At 43.5% G+C, this 16,236-nt stretch carries 14 protein-coding genes; 6 read left to right on the top strand and 8 right to left on the bottom strand.

The annotated features are described in order from the left end of the window. Positions 1-254: 254 nt before the first annotated feature. Both pgi and tal read right to left on the bottom strand, forming a co-directional pair. On the bottom strand, positions 255-1,904 hold the full coding sequence (gene pgi, locus V7R42_RS09445) for a glucose-6-phosphate isomerase (RefSeq protein WP_334019936.1): 1,650 nt from the start codon (positions 1,902-1,904) through the stop codon (positions 255-257). Between the two features lie 14 nt (positions 1,905-1,918). Next, a complete protein-coding gene (tal, locus tag V7R42_RS09440; protein ID WP_334019935.1) occupies positions 1,919-2,878 on the bottom strand; it encodes a transaldolase in 960 nt (319 codons plus the stop codon). Between the two features lie 376 nt (positions 2,879-3,254). Between tal and yaaA the strand changes: the two genes are divergently transcribed. Then, a complete protein-coding gene (yaaA, locus tag V7R42_RS09435) occupies positions 3,255-4,028 on the top strand; it encodes a peroxide stress protein YaaA (RefSeq protein ID WP_334019934.1) in 774 nt (257 codons plus the stop codon). Positions 4,029-4,081: 53 nt separating this feature from the next. On the opposite strand, the gene V7R42_RS09430 is transcribed toward yaaA, so the two are convergent. Beyond that, positions 4,082-7,000 carry a TonB-dependent receptor gene (locus V7R42_RS09430; RefSeq protein ID WP_334019933.1) on the bottom strand — a complete coding sequence of 973 codons (2,919 nt, stop codon included), beginning with the start codon at positions 6,998-7,000 and terminating at the stop codon, positions 4,082-4,084. Between the two features lie 366 nt (positions 7,001-7,366). Then, positions 7,367-8,923 carry a rhamnogalacturonan acetylesterase gene (locus V7R42_RS09425; protein WP_334019932.1) on the bottom strand — a complete coding sequence of 519 codons (1,557 nt, stop codon included), beginning with the start codon at positions 8,921-8,923 and terminating at the stop codon, positions 7,367-7,369. A gap of 339 nt (positions 8,924-9,262) precedes the next feature. Here V7R42_RS09425 and V7R42_RS09420 point away from each other — a divergent pair, with 339 nt between their 5' ends. Continuing rightward, the gene (locus V7R42_RS09420) at positions 9,263-9,613 is read left to right on the top strand and encodes an RNA recognition motif domain-containing protein (RefSeq protein WP_334019931.1); all 351 of its coding nucleotides are present in this window, start codon (positions 9,263-9,265) and stop codon (positions 9,611-9,613) included. Between the two features lie 60 nt (positions 9,614-9,673). Here V7R42_RS09420 and V7R42_RS09415 read toward each other — a convergent pair whose 3' ends face one another. Further along, complete coding sequence (locus tag V7R42_RS09415; RefSeq protein ID WP_334019930.1) at positions 9,674-10,933, bottom strand: MFS transporter; 1,260 nt, start codon at positions 10,931-10,933, stop codon at positions 9,674-9,676. Positions 10,934-11,509: 576 nt separating this feature from the next. Between V7R42_RS09415 and V7R42_RS09410 the strand changes: the two genes are divergently transcribed. From V7R42_RS09410 to V7R42_RS09400, 3 genes are read left to right on the top strand one after another with little or no spacing between them, the layout of a single operon-like run. Beyond that, positions 11,510-12,001 carry a helix-turn-helix domain-containing protein gene (locus tag V7R42_RS09410; RefSeq protein ID WP_334019929.1) on the top strand — a complete coding sequence of 164 codons (492 nt, stop codon included), beginning with the start codon at positions 11,510-11,512 and terminating at the stop codon, positions 11,999-12,001. Continuing rightward, positions 11,998-12,720 carry an AzlC family ABC transporter permease gene (locus tag V7R42_RS09405; RefSeq protein ID WP_334019928.1) on the top strand — a complete coding sequence of 241 codons (723 nt, stop codon included), beginning with the start codon at positions 11,998-12,000 and terminating at the stop codon, positions 12,718-12,720. Before V7R42_RS09410 ends, V7R42_RS09405 begins: the two co-directional genes overlap by 4 nt. Next, positions 12,710-13,072, top strand: coding sequence for an AzlD domain-containing protein (locus tag V7R42_RS09400; protein ID WP_334019927.1), 363 nt, complete (start codon positions 12,710-12,712; stop codon positions 13,070-13,072). The genes V7R42_RS09405 and V7R42_RS09400 overlap by 11 nt, the downstream gene beginning before the upstream one ends. Here the strand turns inward: V7R42_RS09400 and msrA are convergent. Continuing rightward, positions 13,069-13,680, bottom strand: coding sequence for a peptide-methionine (S)-S-oxide reductase MsrA (gene msrA / locus V7R42_RS09395; protein ID WP_334019926.1), 612 nt, complete (start codon positions 13,678-13,680; stop codon positions 13,069-13,071). The two genes, V7R42_RS09400 and msrA, sit on opposite strands and share 4 nt — an antisense overlap. 431 nt (positions 13,681-14,111) lie before the next feature. Between msrA and V7R42_RS09390 the strand changes: the two genes are divergently transcribed. Next, positions 14,112-14,546, top strand: a complete 435-nt coding sequence (locus V7R42_RS09390) for an OsmC family protein (RefSeq protein WP_334019925.1) — start codon at positions 14,112-14,114, stop codon at positions 14,544-14,546. A 133-nt stretch (positions 14,547-14,679) separates the two neighbouring features. On the opposite strand, the gene sodC is transcribed toward V7R42_RS09390, so the two are convergent. After that, positions 14,680-15,225, bottom strand: coding sequence for a superoxide dismutase [Cu-Zn] SodC (gene sodC, locus V7R42_RS09385; protein WP_334019924.1), 546 nt, complete (start codon positions 15,223-15,225; stop codon positions 14,680-14,682). 259 nt (positions 15,226-15,484) lie between these two features. Further along, positions 15,485-16,012, bottom strand: a complete 528-nt coding sequence (locus V7R42_RS09380; RefSeq protein WP_334019923.1) for a hypothetical protein — start codon at positions 16,010-16,012, stop codon at positions 15,485-15,487. Positions 16,013-16,236: the final 224 nt, after the last annotated feature.

The raw sequence follows: 16,236 nt of genomic DNA, 5'->3' as shown, positions 1-16,236 counted from the left end.
CTTTTATTAACAAATTGTGACGATATGATGACAAGGGTAAGGAAATGTCCAGTGTGTTTAAAGCGTGAACAATAACTGTATGTAATTGATCCTATTTGATTTATTAGTAACCAATTGTACAGTGCTACAGCTATCAAAAGTGTCTGTCGTGTAGTCGATGAATACCGCAACAAAAAACGGCTAGCTTCCGAAAAAGCTAGCCGTTCAGTTTGTTATTTGCACCAAGTGGGTGAATTTAAATCACCTCGCATTCCTTATTTTGGTGCATTCGCTGCTCTGAATTTGGCAATCAATTGTTGTGTTGAAGCGTCGAAATTATCTTTGTCTGCTTCGCCTTGAATGCCTGCAAGTACTTGGTTTCCTAGTACTTTACCTAACTCTACGCCCCATTGGTCGAATGAGTTAAGGTTCCAGATAACACCCTGAACGAATACCTTATGCTCATACATTGCAACCAACGCGCCAAGTGTTTTAGGTGTAAGGCTATCAAACAAAAACGTATTGCTAGGCTTGTTGCCAGGCATGGTTTTATGAGCGGCCAAGCGTTTGCGTTCAGCGTCGTCTAGGCCTTTACCGTCAAGGTCTGCATAACACTCTTCAAAGGTTTTACCCTGCATTAGTGCCTGTGTTTGACCAAAACAGTTAGACGCAAGCATAGCGTGATGCGTGTCGTCCTGATTGGGCACGTTAAGCGGCAGCATAAAATCTGCCGGGATAACGCCAGCACCTTGGTGGATAAGCTGATGGAAGCTGTGCTGGCCGTTTGTACCTTCACTACCCCAAATAATTGGGCCAGTAGGGTAGTCTACGCTTTCACCTTCTTGCGTCACTTCTTTACCATTACTTTCCATATCCAACTGCTGTACGTAAGCTGGTAAGCCGCGAAGATAGTGGTAATAAGGCAGCAACACATGAGACTGTGCATCGAAAAAGTTTCTGTACCATACGCCTAAAAGCGCAAGCAACACAGGCATGTTTTCTTCAAGTGGTGCGGTGGTGAAATGGGTGTCCATCTCAAACGCACCGTCAAGCAAGCCTTTGAAGTTTTCAAACCCAAGGGCAAGCGAGATAGGTAAGCCAATAGCTGACCACAGCGAGTAACGACCGCCTACCCAATCCCACATCGGGAAAATATTGTCGGCGCTAATACCAAACTCGGTGGCTGCTTTAACGTTTGAAGACACGGCTACAAAGTGTTTAGCGATATCTTTTTGTGTACCGCCAGACTTTAAGAACCAGTCTTTAGCTGTTAGCGTATTTTGCAGCGTCTCTTGGGTAGAGAAAGACTTTGATGACATGACTACCAAAGTTTCTTCAAAATCTACGCTAGATAGCACATCGTGAATATGGCAACCGTCAACGTTGGCAACAAAGTGAACTTTCACGGCGTCAACGGTATGCGGCTTAAGTGCCTCGGCCATAATTTTAGGGCCAAGGAACGAACCACCAATACCAATTGCTACAATGTGCTTGATAGGCTTGCCGGTATAACCTTTGTGTTCACCGCTGTGAACCGATGCAGTAAACGCTTCAATTTTTGCAAGCGTAGCATGCACTTCAGGCATTACGTCTTCGCCATCTACCAGTACTTTACGGTCTGAGAAATTACGAAGTGCGGTGTGAAGCACAGCGCGACCTTCTGTTGAGTTAATTTGTTCACCAGAAAACATCGCGTCGCGAAGGGTTTCTAGTTTGCACGCTCGAGCGAGGTCGAAAAGCCCTTTAAGCGCATCATCATTTACACGGTTTTTCGAGTAATCAAGAAAAATACCGCAGGCTTCTAGCTGCATCTTATCCGCGCGATTTGCATCTTGTGCAAACCAGTCGCGCATGTGCGCGTCTTTTACCGTTGCAGCAAGTTCAGACAGCTTTTTCCATTCAGGAAGAGAAGTTAAAACACTCATTTTTACAATAACCCTTACGCGCTTAGTTTTTCGCGAAGCATGGTTTCAAGTTTTTCCTGATCTGCAGCGAAGTTGCGGATGCCTTCAGACAGCTTTTCGGTTGCCATTGGATCTTCGTTCATTGCCCAGCGGAATTCGCTTTCTGTTAAGCGGTCACTTGGTGTTTTTGTAGCGCCATTGTCTTTAAGTTTAACCTCTAGATCGCCAGGCTCGTTTGCCAGTTCTTCTAGCAGTGCTGGGCTAATGGTTAGACGATCACAACCTGCCAACGCTTGAATTTCACCAATGTTACGGAAGCTTGCGCCCATCACTACGGTATTGTAGCCGTGCTCTTTGTAGTAGTTATAAATTTTAGTTACAGATACTACACCTGGATCTTCATCTGGAGCGTATGACTCAGTACCAGTCGCTTTCTTGTACCAGTCTAAAATACGGCCTACAAATGGAGAGATAAGATAAACACCGGCCTCTGCACAAGCTTGTGCTTGGGCGAAGCTAAACAGAAGCGTTAAGTTACATTGAATGCCTTTCTTCTCTAGTTCCTCTGCTGCCTGGATACCTTCCCAAGTCGACGCAATTTTAATAAGAATGCGTGACTTATCGATACCTGCGTCTTCGTATAGCTGTACCAAACGCTCCGCTTTTTCGATAGTGGCGGCAGTGTTGAACGATAGGCGTGCGTCTACTTCAGTTGAGATTCGGCCTGGAATAGTTGCAGAGATTTCTTTACCAATCGCTACCGCTAGTTTGTCTGCTGCATCGGTAAGCTGCTGGTCAGCGTCGTTTGACTGAAGTTTTGCCCATGCTACAGCATCATCAATTAGACTTGCATATTGAGGAAGACCAGCCGCTTTTAAAAGTAGCGACGGGTTAGTTGTGGCATCGACTGGTTGATACTTTTTAATGGCATCGATGTCGCCCGTGTCGGCAACAACGGTAGTGATATCACGTAATGAAGCTAACTGATTGCTCATAATTCTCTCTGTTCTTTATCAAAATAAATTTGGACAACTCGCTGGAAAAGCCAGTTGAATAAAACGGTTCGCTTGCGCGTGTGTAGGGCTTCGCGCTTGCGTTCTTTTTTACCAGTTCTTAGTTCTTTAATAAGTACTGGTACATGCAGCGCTTTGGTAATTGAGGTACGTTCACGGAGGGTGTATCTCAATTATTGTTTGAATAATTATTTGTAACGCTATTTATATCAAACCCGTGTGACAATTCATACATTGAATAGCGACAAAATGGCTAATCGGATTTCTCTGTTAAGCCAATTTACGTCTTTCTTATGCCATTTTGCTTTTTGAAGCGTATCAGGTGGTACAATACCAGTGTAAAATTTAAGGAGTCGAAATGTTAGTTGTAGTATCCCCAGCAAAAAACCTAGATTTTGAAAGCAAAGTTCCTGTGAGTCAGTTCACTCAGCCTGCCATGCTTGAAGACACTGAACGTTTGATGGAAGTATGCCGCACTCTATCTCCGGCTGACTTATCATCGCTGATGAAGATAAGCGACAAGTTAGCAACGTTGAACGCCAACCGTTTTGCTGAGTTCTCTACACCGTTTACTCCCGATAATGCACGCCAAGCAATGTATGCGTTTAATGGTGATGTGTATACTGGGTTGGATGCCTACTCGCTTGATAGCGATACCGTAGACTATGCGCAAAAACATCTTCGAATTCTGTCTGGCCTATACGGATTACTTCGTCCTTTAGACTTAATGCAGGCCTATCGATTAGAAATGGGCACTAAATTAGCAAACCCTGAAGGTAAAGATTTGTATGCGTTTTGGGATGATCGCATTACTTATATGCTTAATAAGGCATTGGAAGCGCAGGGTGATAACGTGTTGATTAATCTTGCTTCGAATGAGTACTTCAAAGCGGTGAAGAAGACGTCTTTAGACGGCATGATCATTACGCCAACGTTTAAAGACTGTAAAAACGGTCAGTATAAAATTATCAGTTTCTTTGCTAAGAAAGCGCGTGGATTGATGGCGCGTTATATTCTTGAAAACCGAGTTGAAGATGTTGATGGTTTGAAAAACTTCGACGTAGACGGCTATGCGTTTAGTGAAGAACAGAGCTCATCAACTGAACTCGTTTTTCTGCGTAATCAAGAGTGACTATTAGTTAAGTAAAATAGGGGCTGTTAGCCCCTATATCTACATACTGCTATTTACATCTTATAAGTGAAGCCAACAGAAAACTCTCTTCCAGAGTATCGGATGTCACTGATACGGCCTGGGCCATTGACATATATATTACCTTCTTTAAGTAGGTTTCTAACGTCGAAGTGAAATTTGAAGTTCTCCAACATGCCATCTTGAGGGCGATAGACTACTTTCGCGTCTAAGAAACCTGCATCATCTACGTATACAGGGTTACCGCCCCTATCTGCAGGTGCTTGAAGATAGCTGTCTCTGTAATTATAAGCGAATTTAACGCTCACTTGTGGCGTTTCATAAAACCACGTTATGTTATAGCTGTTTTGCGATTGAGAAGGGAAATCTAGTTCCTCCCCCGTTAGTTGATTGAACAAGCCGACATCTTCAGAAGTCATGTAAGTGTAGTTTGCGTTGATGCCCATATTGTTAAACGGGGCTGGTAGCATAGAGAAGAAAGTTGACCCTGCCAATTCTATACCATTTGTTGTTACGCCACTTCCATTAATTTTCTGTCTTACATCGTATAAGTTCCCGTCACCAAAAAAGTCCTGATCGAACGTTTCAATTGCATCTAGAATCCAACTATCCATTTTCTTGGTAAAATACGCTCCAGAAACCATTGAATCCTCGTTAGGATACCAATTTAATGCCACGTCCAGTTGCTTAGCCACGTAGGGCTGAAGGCGAGGGTTACCCGCAGTACATGTATTTGGGCGTCCTTCTTGTTGTGAGAGTGCGTCTAAACGGAGAGTACAGCTCGCTGATATATTGAGATCTTTAGCTTTTGGGTGGGCCATAACTTTGGCAGCGCCAAAATAAAGAATTAGTTCATCAGGAATCAATCCAAAGTTTACGTTAAAGCTGGGCAAAAGCTCATTATAGTCGTTTGATAACGTCGTTTGGTCGTTAAAAGCTTCCGGGTGGTCTGGGTCAATCACATTGCCTTGATCTGGATCGCCATCTACCACATCTACCTGTACTTGAACGATAGCATTACCCGTTGTATCTACTTGAGTGCGAACGTAACGCATACCCATGTTCCCCCAAAAAGGAATATCGCCTATTTCAGATTCAAAATCAGCCTGGACATAAAAGGCCTGGGAGTCCATCTCTACTTCATAGTAGCCTGCCTGAGTAAACGCTTTTTCAGTGTCGGATATATTGTCTCCATGAATGTCCATAAAGCCGTTGTAAAAATCGAGTGGCTTAAGTGCTAACCAGCTATCAATAACCGGCACTCCAGGATCATAGTTTCCAAAATAGTTATCTACAGTATAAGAGTTAGCGTCAATTAACGAGGCCTGGTCTTCTAACGTCCACTCACTACCGCCGTATTCATTGCCAGCAATTCTAGTAATACGGCGGTCTAGCAATTCATGATCTTGGTACTCTGAGCTTACACGCACACCTGAACGGACTTTGGAAAAAAAGCCTTCTGATATATAGTAGGTAAAATCAAGTTTACCCATTAGTTGGTCATTATCTTGCGCAATTGGCTTATCGTAGATTCGAGAGTAAAACCAATATGAATCTGCGCTATTCGCGTCAAACACTTGATTAACATCAGCGCGATCGTTACCGGTATTGAGGTCATATATCGGAGCGCCATTGTCAGCAAATTCTACCAAGATATTCTCGACTCTGTTGGCATTTACCCGTGATTCGATTTGATAAATATTTTGAGTCTGCTTGGTATAACCTAACACCCCTGCGACTGAAAATAGACCGTTGCTATAGTCAAAACCTGCATCGTATATTGCCGTTTTTAAATTCCAATCATTATAAATGCTACGGTTTACTATTGTGGCATCACGTGTGAGAAAAGATGAAGCGTTGTGATTATCGCCAACAGTAAAGCTGTCTTCATATAGATGACTTTCACTAGGCACTTCTAGTTGAAGATTAGTATCGACTTGAGTAAAGTCGCGCTCGGTATATGTCACGCCAAAATGAGTTGAAAGGTCTGTACTAATGCGATATTGAAACATAGCGTTAGCACTTATTCTGTCTTCATCCCTAGACCATACACTGTTTCGCGGGATTCTCGCACGGAAATCATACCATTGAGCTTCACAGGCTGAGTCGGGGCAATTCGTTACGTCAGTTATATCGGCGTAGTCTTCATCAACAAAAGTTTTTTCTAAAGAGCCATCGTAATCAGCTTGTCGTACCCATTCTGTATTTCTCAATGCATGAAAAGCTGTTGCGCGATCTTGAGTTGTAAGGTTTAACATGGCGCCAACGTCATCGCTAAACTTATAAACACCTGTGAAATTGTACTTCTGATTATTAATTTCAGTTAAGTCGTTGTACTGATTTTCAGCGCTTACTTGCAAGAAGTTTTCTTCGAAATCGTTAGGCTTACGAGTTATCACTTTAATTGTGCCGCCAATGCCCCCTTCGGTTAAACGAGCCTCAGAGCCTTTAATGACGTCTAGGGCTTTTACTAGTTCAGAAGACATACTAGCAAAGTCAACAGAGCGTCCAGAGCCGGCAAATGGATCAGATGCTCCTACAGCAGCAACGCCGTTAACTTCAACATTCACTAATTGAGGCTCAACACCGCGGATACTTACAGCTGTACCCTCACCGAATTCTCGTCCTAACTGAACGCCAGTTACGCGTTGTAATGCTTCACCAATATTTTTGTCAGGAAACTCACTAATATCTTCAGCTACGATAGAATCCGTTGCTGTGCCAGCTTCCTTTTTTCTATCGATAGCACTTCTCAAACTAGAGCGCATTCCGTAAACTTCAATAATTTCAGTTAGCTCCTCTTTCGCTTCTTCATCTTTATCTGAAACCTGCTCTTGAGCAAATGTTGGTATCGAAGCAAAGCTGGCTCCAGTTAATAGAGCAATTGAAATACTGTTTGCAATAAATTTACGTGTAGCAGGCAATGAACCATCGGCGTATTTTGTGTTTTTCATTGTAACCTCGTTCTCCATATCAAAACTGGTTTAACAATCTGGCAATTAATGAATGGCCTAAACCAACCCAAATAAACGTTTTTTTAATATTTTGTTTACATATGTTGCATGCTAGTGACAATTAAGGTGTCAAGTCAATACAAAATCCATCAAAACCACTCATAATGAAGCTTTATTGGTCAAGGAGTTTCATATATGAATTTTTAAAGTTTCGAATAAAACCCCAGAGCGTTGGTGAAGCGCTTGGTGCTCAATAAGGTTGATATTCTAATTGCTTGTGGAATCTGATTGACCATGTGTGGGTAAAGGGCTTAGCGTTACCCACGCACACTGTTCGAACTGGCTAGAAGCATATTAATTTAGGTTTTAACTTTCTGGAATTGCTGAGATTCCAACTATTGGCGCAAGTTGCTTCGCTACGATACCTGCAGTGAGCTTCGCGCCATCTTTATTCGTGTGAGTGCGGGCATCGCCAAAGAGAGCGTTGACTTCTTCTCGACCTAGCGCTTCGTAGCGTTCAGCAACTAAATTGTGTAAATCGAAAAAAGGCGTGTTGCTTTGTCGGGCTACCTGCAAAGCCCACAAAGGATAACTTTCATCATCTCTAGCAATAAAGGGTGTATTTTCATGCCATATTTTGCGGGGGACAGGCGAGCATATTATTGGAAGTATTCCATTTGCTTTTGCATCACCGATAATTTGTCGCAAATAAGCACCATAACTTTTCACAACTTCCTTTTGTCCTGTTAGCATATTTTCTATTGCTTTTCGCTCATGTCCTATTCCAGGAAGCGTACCACGTGCCCGAGTGGCATCATTGATTTGACTTGAATCATTATGACCAAACTGCACAAGTACGATGTCTCCAGGTTTCATCATAGCAAGAGCGCGTTGCCAATGTCCTTGGGTAATGTAAGTTCGGCTAGATAACCCTCCTACCGCGCGATTAACAATATTTATCCCAGAATCATCTAGCCACTCATAAACAAAATCACCCCAACCCCATTGTTGATCAGCGCCGTCTCCTCGACCATTTCTCACCGTAGAATCTCCTACAAAGAAAACACTTCTGAGCTCTTTATTGGCTACAACGGGTAGTTTTACAAAAGTCCACTCATAACCTTTTACCGCGTTTCCTTTATCAGAATAAAGAGATTGAGCTAATGACGGCCGTAAACCTTTAAGCTGGGCCACTATTAAACGGGCATGGAGGTCTGCTCCTTCACTATTGAAATGAGTATGATCTTTGGGGTATAAGGCGTCAGTGCTTGTTTTACCTAGGCTTTCAAGTTCGTCAGCTGCGGCATTTGAAAGGTCGATATAAGGAATGTCGAGTTCTTTTGCTAACTGATACATCCATAAGCCATACTGTCCTGAGCCTCGTTCTATTCGGTGGTTTTTCCAGATGTTCCTAACAGTAAGAGAGACTAATATAGGCAGCGCCTTTTTTGCTTTCACATCCTCGACCATTTTGCGAATATAGTGGCCAAAAGAATAGACGCGCTCTTGTTGATTGGTTATCAGGTTTTGTATATCAACAGTATTATCACCAATCCCTGCTAGTGTGCCGCGTGCCCTCCGACTATCATTAATTGGGCTTGCATCATTATGACCAAATTGAATTATGACTACATCTCCGGCAGTCACATTAGCAATCAATTTCTGCCACAATCCTTCAGTTATGAATGTCCGTGAACTTTTACCGCCACTAGCGTGATTTTCAATACTTATATTGTCATTGTTAAAATAGCGCTGGAACATTGGACCCCAGCCTTGCTGCGCCGAGTTTGTATAACTGGCTGCTGTCGAATCTCCAGCGATGAAAATTGTTGAAGGACTTAGGGGATCGAAAGACTCCGCGCTCGCTTTATGGGCGAATAATAATATAAATAGGAACAAAGCGTTTTTTGTTATAAATTTCATGTGTATAAATCTCATTGATGAGGGGTTGTAAACGCGATAACCAAATAGCTGTAGCCGCGATTAATGTAAGTTTGAATTTTTGTTAATTTATTTGTTGGGACATTAACACTGCATTATCTAAGCGAAAATATCGTGACTGTGTGGAAGTACGTGATTTGATGATTTGTTCCATATTTGGAAAAAGCGTATTTTTCCATTGAAATTTGTTTCCAAAAGAGGCGGGGACAAGCGGGCGGTGTCTATTTCGAAAAATAAATGTGCTCGGATTAAGACTATAGAGCAAGCGAGCGCATGCTATAATAGATTTTACTATCAACATTTAATGAACTGAGTTACACATTGAGCATATTAGTTCGCAATTTACCTAAATCCTTCACTCAGGAAAATCTTGAAGACTTGTTTATTGAGTTTGGCACCATAGCGTCGTGCGACTTGGTGATGGATGAGGCTTCTGGTTTATCTAAAGGCTTTGGTTTCGTAGAAATGAGCACGCAAGAAGAAACCGATAAAGCCATTGAAAGACTTAACGCCAAGGTTATTGAAGGTAAGAAAATTCGCGTTAAGTGGTCAAATCAAGAGAAGAAGCAGGCTGAAGCGATAGCCAGCGCGCCAGCGCCTAAAAGAGACATTCCCGAAGATGTATGGGGAACGGCTCGAAATGCTTCTGAGCGCGAAAACGACGCCGAATAATGCTGAAAAAATGTAACGATGTAGCGCTGACAACCAAGACTGTCAGCGCTGAATGTTAAATTAACCAGATGCGGTTGCTGTTTGTACTTGAGTATTGCGAGCAGTCATAACAATGGCCAACCATACCAGTACACCACCACCGGCAAGTGCTAGGCCTACCCAACCCGTTGATGTATAGCCATAACCCGCTGACAGTGTCATTCCTGCCAACCAAGGGCCAAGCGCATTAGCCGTGTTAAACGCCGCATGGTTCATGGCGCCGGCCAAAGTCTGTGCCTCGCCTGCGACGTCCATAAGCCTTGTTTGCAGTGGTACTACCATGCCGCCACCGATGCCGATGAAGAACAGCGATGCTGCCATTAGGTACGGATTGCCCATGGACGCGGCGTAAGCGGTAGCTGATAGGCCCAGCAAAACCTGAAACGTAATCGCTGACGTCAATAGCCTGCCTTCAGAATAGCGGCCTGCAATAATATTGCCCAAGGTTACGCCTATGCCATAGATAAGCAAAGTAGCCGAGATCCCCCATTCTGGTGAAGTGGTGGTATTGAGGTGCGAGGCACTGAAATAAGAATACACGGAGAACATGCCACCAAAGCCAATAGCGCCCATTAGTAACACTAGCAGCACATCTTTGTTTTTCAGTGCTTTAAGCTCGGTTAGCGGTTTGGCATCTGGGTTAGGCCCGCGGTAAGGTGCGGTTTTCCACACCATTAAAGCAGTAACTAACGCAAAGGCTGAAATGATAAAGAAGCCGGTTCGCCATCCGAACATTTGCCCAATACCACTAATTGACGGCACACCAATAATATTGGCAATAGCCAAGCCTAAAATGACGTTACTTACAGCTTGCGCTCGTTTGTTTTTCCCGGCAATGTCTGCAGCAAATAGCATGGCAATACCGAAGTAAGCGCCGTGAGGAAGGCCAGCAATAAAGCGTGCTATGTTCATTGTCCATTCTGACCATGCTAGTGCTGTTAGGAGGTTTCCACCGGCGTAAAAGACCATCATCGAAATGAGCATGGTGCGTCGGGCCAGTCTGGAAAAAAAGATAGTGATAAGCGGCGCGCCCACTACAACGCCAATGGCGTAGGCGCTTATCGCATGACCTGCGACATTTTCAGTAATGCCAAAATCGTGCGCAAAGTAAGGCAATAAACCCATTGCCGCAAATTCGCTGCAACCAATTACAAAAGTACCGAAAGCTAGCCATAATGTAATCGTTGCCAGTGAATATTCTACTGTCGCTGATTTTTCTTCCGAACAGGCTTGCACAGACGTAGCCTGAGTAGAAGTGATATCGTCAGTCTGATTCGCCATAAACTACCTTTGTTCCTTCATTTCTCACCATTTATTCGCTTGCTTGCTGCTTGAGCATGGCGCACTTGCACAAGGCTAAATGAAAAACCGGCAAATGGTATGTCTGCCGGTTTTCTATTTTTAAAAGCTATTGTTTTGGCTATTCAGAAAAAGCCAAAAGCCCCAAACTTGTGCTTTTTTCATTCATTAATAGTCAAAGATTTTAGCAGCGAATGAATATCTAGTAACGGTAGTTGATAAGATTTCTTAATCATTTCAGCGCTTTAAATGTAGTGTGTTTGTTAATGGCTTGGGTCGGTTAATTATTTTAGTAGAACGCATGAGTTCTAACTCAATACTGAAGTGATTGTTTTGTGAGCTGAAAAGCCCTCATCTTCTAACGTTATTACTTAGCTAACTATTAACATTTAATGCTGGGCTAGCTGGCATAGCTGTTTCTATATTCGAACAATTATTTGAGTCAAAAAACAAAATTCTTGACTTTACTTTGTTCAATATATAGAACGTTCTTTAAATGGAACAAAATTAAGTTGGCAAGTTGTGAATCAATCTACGCATAACATCCTCGGTAGGCATTTGCAGAAACTCAGGCAGAATAAAGGTGTCTCGCTGTCTCAATTAGCCGCAGGGGCGGGCATTGCTAAATCTAATCTTTCCAGATTAGAGCAGGGCAACGGTAATCCTACGTTAGATACGATATGGCGATTGGCAAAACAACTAGACGTGCCCTTTGGTCAGCTTGTCCAACCCCTTAGTACAAGCGTTGGAGAGAATGGGGTGGAAGTGCGTCTCATTGAACAAGGGCAGGGTGTACCCAATGTCGATGCTTACTGGATGTCTGTAGCACCTAGTACATTTCGCGAAGCCGAGGCGCATGCTACAGGAACTCAAGAAACCATAACCATGGTAAGCGGCGTGTTAGAGGCCGGCAATGTTGGGTCAACTCGGGTTTTGCGTCCTGGTCAAAGTGTGACATTCAATGCTGATTTGCCTCACATCTACAAAACACAAGACGACTGGGCGACATGTCTTATCACAATCGTGTATCACAAAGAGGCTAAGGAATGAGCCAACTTTCATTAAATAGCGGACTTAAGCAAGGGGTTATTGACGGGTTACCTTTGTTAGGTGGCTACATTCCGGTAGCTATTTCATTTGGCGTGATTGCAGTTCAAGCCGGTTTCTCCACACTAGAAGCCACGCTTATTTCCGCATTCATCTACGCAGGCGCGTCACAGTTTCTTTTGGTAGCCATGGTGGCATCAGGTGCGCCACTTTGGTTAGCAGTTTGTATGACGTTATTAGTTAACGTACGTCATGTGGTTTATGCGCCAAACTTGGTGCCTTATTTACCGCAAAGTAAGGCATGGCCCTACTTAATGCATGGACTTACTGACCAAATTTTTGCGCTAGCCCACACTTGTTTGCCGGGAATGGATGATACTAATAAGGTAGGTTGGTTTAAAGGTGTATCGATGGTGGCATGGCTTAGCTGGATAATAGGAACGGCGCTTGGCGGTATTGGAGGTGATTCGCTTACCCAACAATGGCCAATGTTAGACAGCGTGATGCCTTTTGCCCTGCCTGCACTTTTCCTAGTGTTATTAGCGCCTAAATTCTCAAGTAAATTGTGGAGTCTTACCTTGCTTGTTACCATGACGGCGGCCCTCGTGTTGGCTCTCAGCACCTTTAAAAACGCAGCAATTCCACTGGCTGCAATGTGTGGTGCGATAACCTACTATCTTCTTACCTTGAACGGTGAAAGGAAGCAATCTCATGCAAATTGATATTTGGATAGCCATTGTTGTTGCAGCCATCGGGACATATGCATTGCGCGTAGGCCCGTTGTTGTGGACTCAGCGTCACTTTAATAAACATAAAGCTAACAACACCGAAGCGCGCTTGCCCCTGTGGTTAAGTGTATTAGGCCCACTGATGATTGCCGCAATGTTAGGGACGTCACTTATTCCAAAAACACCGTCTACTGCAAGCTGGATAGCAACTGTAATTGGCACCGTTGTAACTGTATTTATTTGGCGCAAAACCAAGAGTTTAGGGCTACCCGTATTTTGCGGTGTGCTTTCTTTTGGTATCGTTTTCGGTTTGGTTCTGGGCGCAGACGTTAAGTTGCCGGGCTAAGACTTTTTCTTGCCCAACGCTTTCTCGCCCCAAATTTCTTTCAAGCGCTGGTCGCGCCCACAGTTCCATCGATAGAACTTGTAGCGAACGGGACTTTTTTTATAGAAATCCTGATGACCACTTTCATCACCTTTAATTGGATAAAAGGTAGATGCGTTGAGTATGGGCGTTACCACCTCTTTATTGGGAAACTGGGCTACCACATCAGCTTTCGTTTTTTCGGCGATAGCACGCTCTTTATCGTTCGCCACAAAGATGGCGCTTAGGTAGCTGGGTCCTTTGTCACAAAACTGGCCTCGGTCATCAAAAGGGTCAATGTTCACCCAAAAATGATCGAGAATATCCTTGTAAGAGAGTTTGTTTTCATTATAGGTGATCTTTACTGCTTCGTAGTGTCCTTTGTGGTTTCCATAATAGGTTGGGTTCGGGGCAGCTCCACCAGTGAACCCTGATACCACATCAGTAACCCCTTCTAACTTTTCAAAATCAGATTCCATACACCAGAAGCACCCCCCAGCTAAAATAGCTTCACCGGCATTCGTTGATGGTGTGAATATCGAAGTGCTCAACGCTGTGCTAATTAAAACTGCAGAAAGTGTTAATTTCATCATTCACCTTTTATGTGTTGGTTTAACGTTGAAGCGACCTTCGCGTTTAATTCTTCAGGCCCCAGTTCGCGAAGATATACGGTTATCGAATAAAGAACGGTTTAAGCTGAAATTAATTTCATCGCAGTGCAGCGAGTTAATTCGCTTTTGTTTTACAAGCGTACATTTTTTTTACAAGTGTACATTGCGAAGCTTGATGCTTGGCGCGAAAGCATAGGTAGTGAAAAAGACTAAGAGGATGTAAGTAAAATTTTCATCTCACTCTGTAGTCTTCTTTCAAAAAAGGAACTGTCCTTAATTCCTCCATTTACAAGACGGGGCTGTAAAGCCCCTATGACAGGGGATAGAGCGATTTCTTATGATCGGCAGAGCACTTGCATCTTATCCAACTACATGAAAATCAGTTTAGTTAAAATGAAAGGAAAGATGATATGTCGATAGTCAAATCAGGTAGTGCAGTTTACAAACCGCTAGGTAAAAAGGGAAAGGGGAGCATTTCTACGGAAACCGGTGCTTTATCAAACCAGCCTTATGGTTTTAACACGCGGTTTGAAGATGGCAAGGGAACCAACCCCGAAGAATTAATCGGTGCGGCGCATGCGAGTTGTTTCACCATGGCACTTTCTTTTGCGCTTTCAGACGCGGGATATGATGACGGCGAGTTAAATACCACTGCAAAAATCAGTTTAGAGAAAAACGACGACGGCTTTGAAATAACTCAGTCGGCGCTAAGCCTTGATGCTAATGTCGAAGGTATCACCGAAGATGAATTCGAAAAGGTTGCGCAGGAAGCAAAGGAGAATTGCCCAGTATCTCAACTTCTTAATGCCAACATTACGTTGGAATACCGATTGAATAAGGGATAAAGGTTATTACTATCCTTATCGAAAGATAGAACTCGCTTTGTTAGACAAGAGCAGACACGTTGTTTTTATCACGTGAGGTATAAAAAAGCGGCTTTTGAAGCCGCTTTTTTGTATAAGATGAGGTAGCGTTAGTTTATTTCCCAATTACGCCGCAAGCGACGCGTTCGCCACCGCCGCCTAATTTTTTAGGTGAATCAGAGTAGTTGTCCCCGCCTGCATGGACCATTAGTGCGCGGCCTTCGATATCTTCCAGCTCAAGCTCTGGCGCGAAGATAGGCTGGGTTGCTTTTCCGTTTTCATCAACATAAAGCACTGGTAGATCGCCTTCATGACCCTTTTCAGACCATGGCGCACGGTGTTTACCGGTATCTTCTGGGTCGTAATGTCCGCCTGCTGCACCACCTAAAATCTTTTTCCCATCTTTCATCGCAGGCGAACAATTACCATTTTGATGAACATGGAAACCATGAGCTCCCGGGGTTAACCCTGAAAGTTTAGGCGTGAAAACTACGCCGTCATCATCGTAGCCACTCACCATAACGGTGCCCATGCTGGCGCCTGTCTTGAGGTCATTGAATACTACTTCTTTTCCATCGCTTTCATGATGCCCTGCAAAACTACTTGCACTTAGCACTAAAGATAATGAACCTGCGATGGTCGACAAAAAACGTTTCTTCATGGTGTTCTCCTTCACTCGACGGTTAACGCATTTGTAAAATTACGAAGTTACATGAGCATAAAGTAAACCAGCTCGGCGAATAGCTCTTAAAAGGTGCTAGACCTCCCAGAACTTATGGCTTAGCGGCATCTATCGAACGTTGAAGTGAAAGTAGCTATGGGGGCCTTTACTGAAATGGTTATAATCGCGGTGTGAAAAAGTTACCTATTTGACACTCTATGTTTACCGTGGCGCTTTCTTTTGCGCTGTCAGATGCGGGTTATATCAAGTTCCGAGTGTTCAAAGAGGGTGTAATTGAGGATTGTCTCAACCAAACGCGCATCTTGGGGAAACTTAAAGGATGCTCTCCTAAAGGTTCGCACATTCGCCAATAACTCAACATGGGATGACCGAAGCCAAATCCCTCGCTAAATGCTTTAATAATGTTGGGTGATTCGCCTTTGTAGCCATTTTTATGGAATACTATAGAAGGTGCTAACCCTATGGCGGTAAGCGCTGCCCAAGACCAGGCAATTGCAGCCATTTCTTCAGCGGGACCTTGACCGAATTTTGCGACGTCGTCCTGCAGTGTTGGACGAATGTCAGGCGGCGCGATGGCGATATGACCGGCTTCATGAAGTAAATCACCGGGAAACATTAACTTTTCGGGGTCATAAACCAATTCGCCGTTTCTAATTTCGACACCTCGTAAAAACGGGTTGCTCATTACTTTGCCTTCCTTTACCACGATATCTATTTTGGCAAGAAACTGCTTTATCTCTTTTAGAATGTCGGCATTGTTTTCCATCAACCTTCCTTACATGCTCGTATTAATCCGTTGCTAAATAGCACGTGTTCAGCCATTCACAATAAACCACATTAATGGCGCAGTTTAATCAATGGTAGTGGCGGCTAGTACTACCACAATGAATTGGTAATTAATAAAGATTAAAGTAGTCTTGATTTGAACGGGTGTCTAAAACTTGAACTAATCGGTGAAATGTACAGCGTTAATTAACTCAAGTTAAAAGA

The sequence above is a fragment of the Alteromonas sp. S015 genome (genome assembly GCF_036864485.1).
GTDB lineage: Bacteria > Pseudomonadota > Gammaproteobacteria > Enterobacterales > Alteromonadaceae > Alteromonas.
The sequence above is the reverse complement of the archived record's forward strand: the minus strand, read 5'-3'. Positions and strand labels throughout refer to the sequence as shown.

What these genes read in the sequence shown, in the direction of transcription:
- pgi (WP_334019936.1), bottom strand. Translation starts at nt 1,904, where the DNA reads ATGAGTGTTTTAACTTCTCTTCCTGAATGGAAAAAGCTGTCTGAACTT.
- tal (WP_334019935.1), bottom strand. Translation starts at nt 2,878, where the DNA reads ATGAGCAATCAGTTAGCTTCATTACGTGATATCACTACCGTTGTTGCC.
- yaaA (WP_334019934.1), top strand. Translation starts at nt 3,255, where the DNA reads ATGTTAGTTGTAGTATCCCCAGCAAAAAACCTAGATTTTGAAAGCAAA.
- V7R42_RS09430 (WP_334019933.1), bottom strand. Translation starts at nt 7,000, where the DNA reads ATGAAAAACACAAAATACGCCGATGGTTCATTGCCTGCTACACGTAAA.
- V7R42_RS09425 (WP_334019932.1), bottom strand. Translation starts at nt 8,923, where the DNA reads ATGAAATTTATAACAAAAAACGCTTTGTTCCTATTTATATTATTATTC.
- V7R42_RS09415 (WP_334019930.1), bottom strand. Translation starts at nt 10,933, where the DNA reads ATGGCGAATCAGACTGACGATATCACTTCTACTCAGGCTACGTCTGTG.
- V7R42_RS09405 (WP_334019928.1), top strand. Translation starts at nt 11,998, where the DNA reads ATGAGCCAACTTTCATTAAATAGCGGACTTAAGCAAGGGGTTATTGAC.
- V7R42_RS09400 (WP_334019927.1), top strand. Translation starts at nt 12,710, where the DNA reads ATGCAAATTGATATTTGGATAGCCATTGTTGTTGCAGCCATCGGGACA.
- msrA (WP_334019926.1), bottom strand. Translation starts at nt 13,680, where the DNA reads ATGAAATTAACACTTTCTGCAGTTTTAATTAGCACAGCGTTGAGCACT.
- V7R42_RS09390 (WP_334019925.1), top strand. Translation starts at nt 14,112, where the DNA reads ATGTCGATAGTCAAATCAGGTAGTGCAGTTTACAAACCGCTAGGTAAA.
- sodC (WP_334019924.1), bottom strand. Translation starts at nt 15,225, where the DNA reads ATGAAGAAACGTTTTTTGTCGACCATCGCAGGTTCATTATCTTTAGTG.
- V7R42_RS09380 (WP_334019923.1), bottom strand. Translation starts at nt 16,012, where the DNA reads ATGGAAAACAATGCCGACATTCTAAAAGAGATAAAGCAGTTTCTTGCC.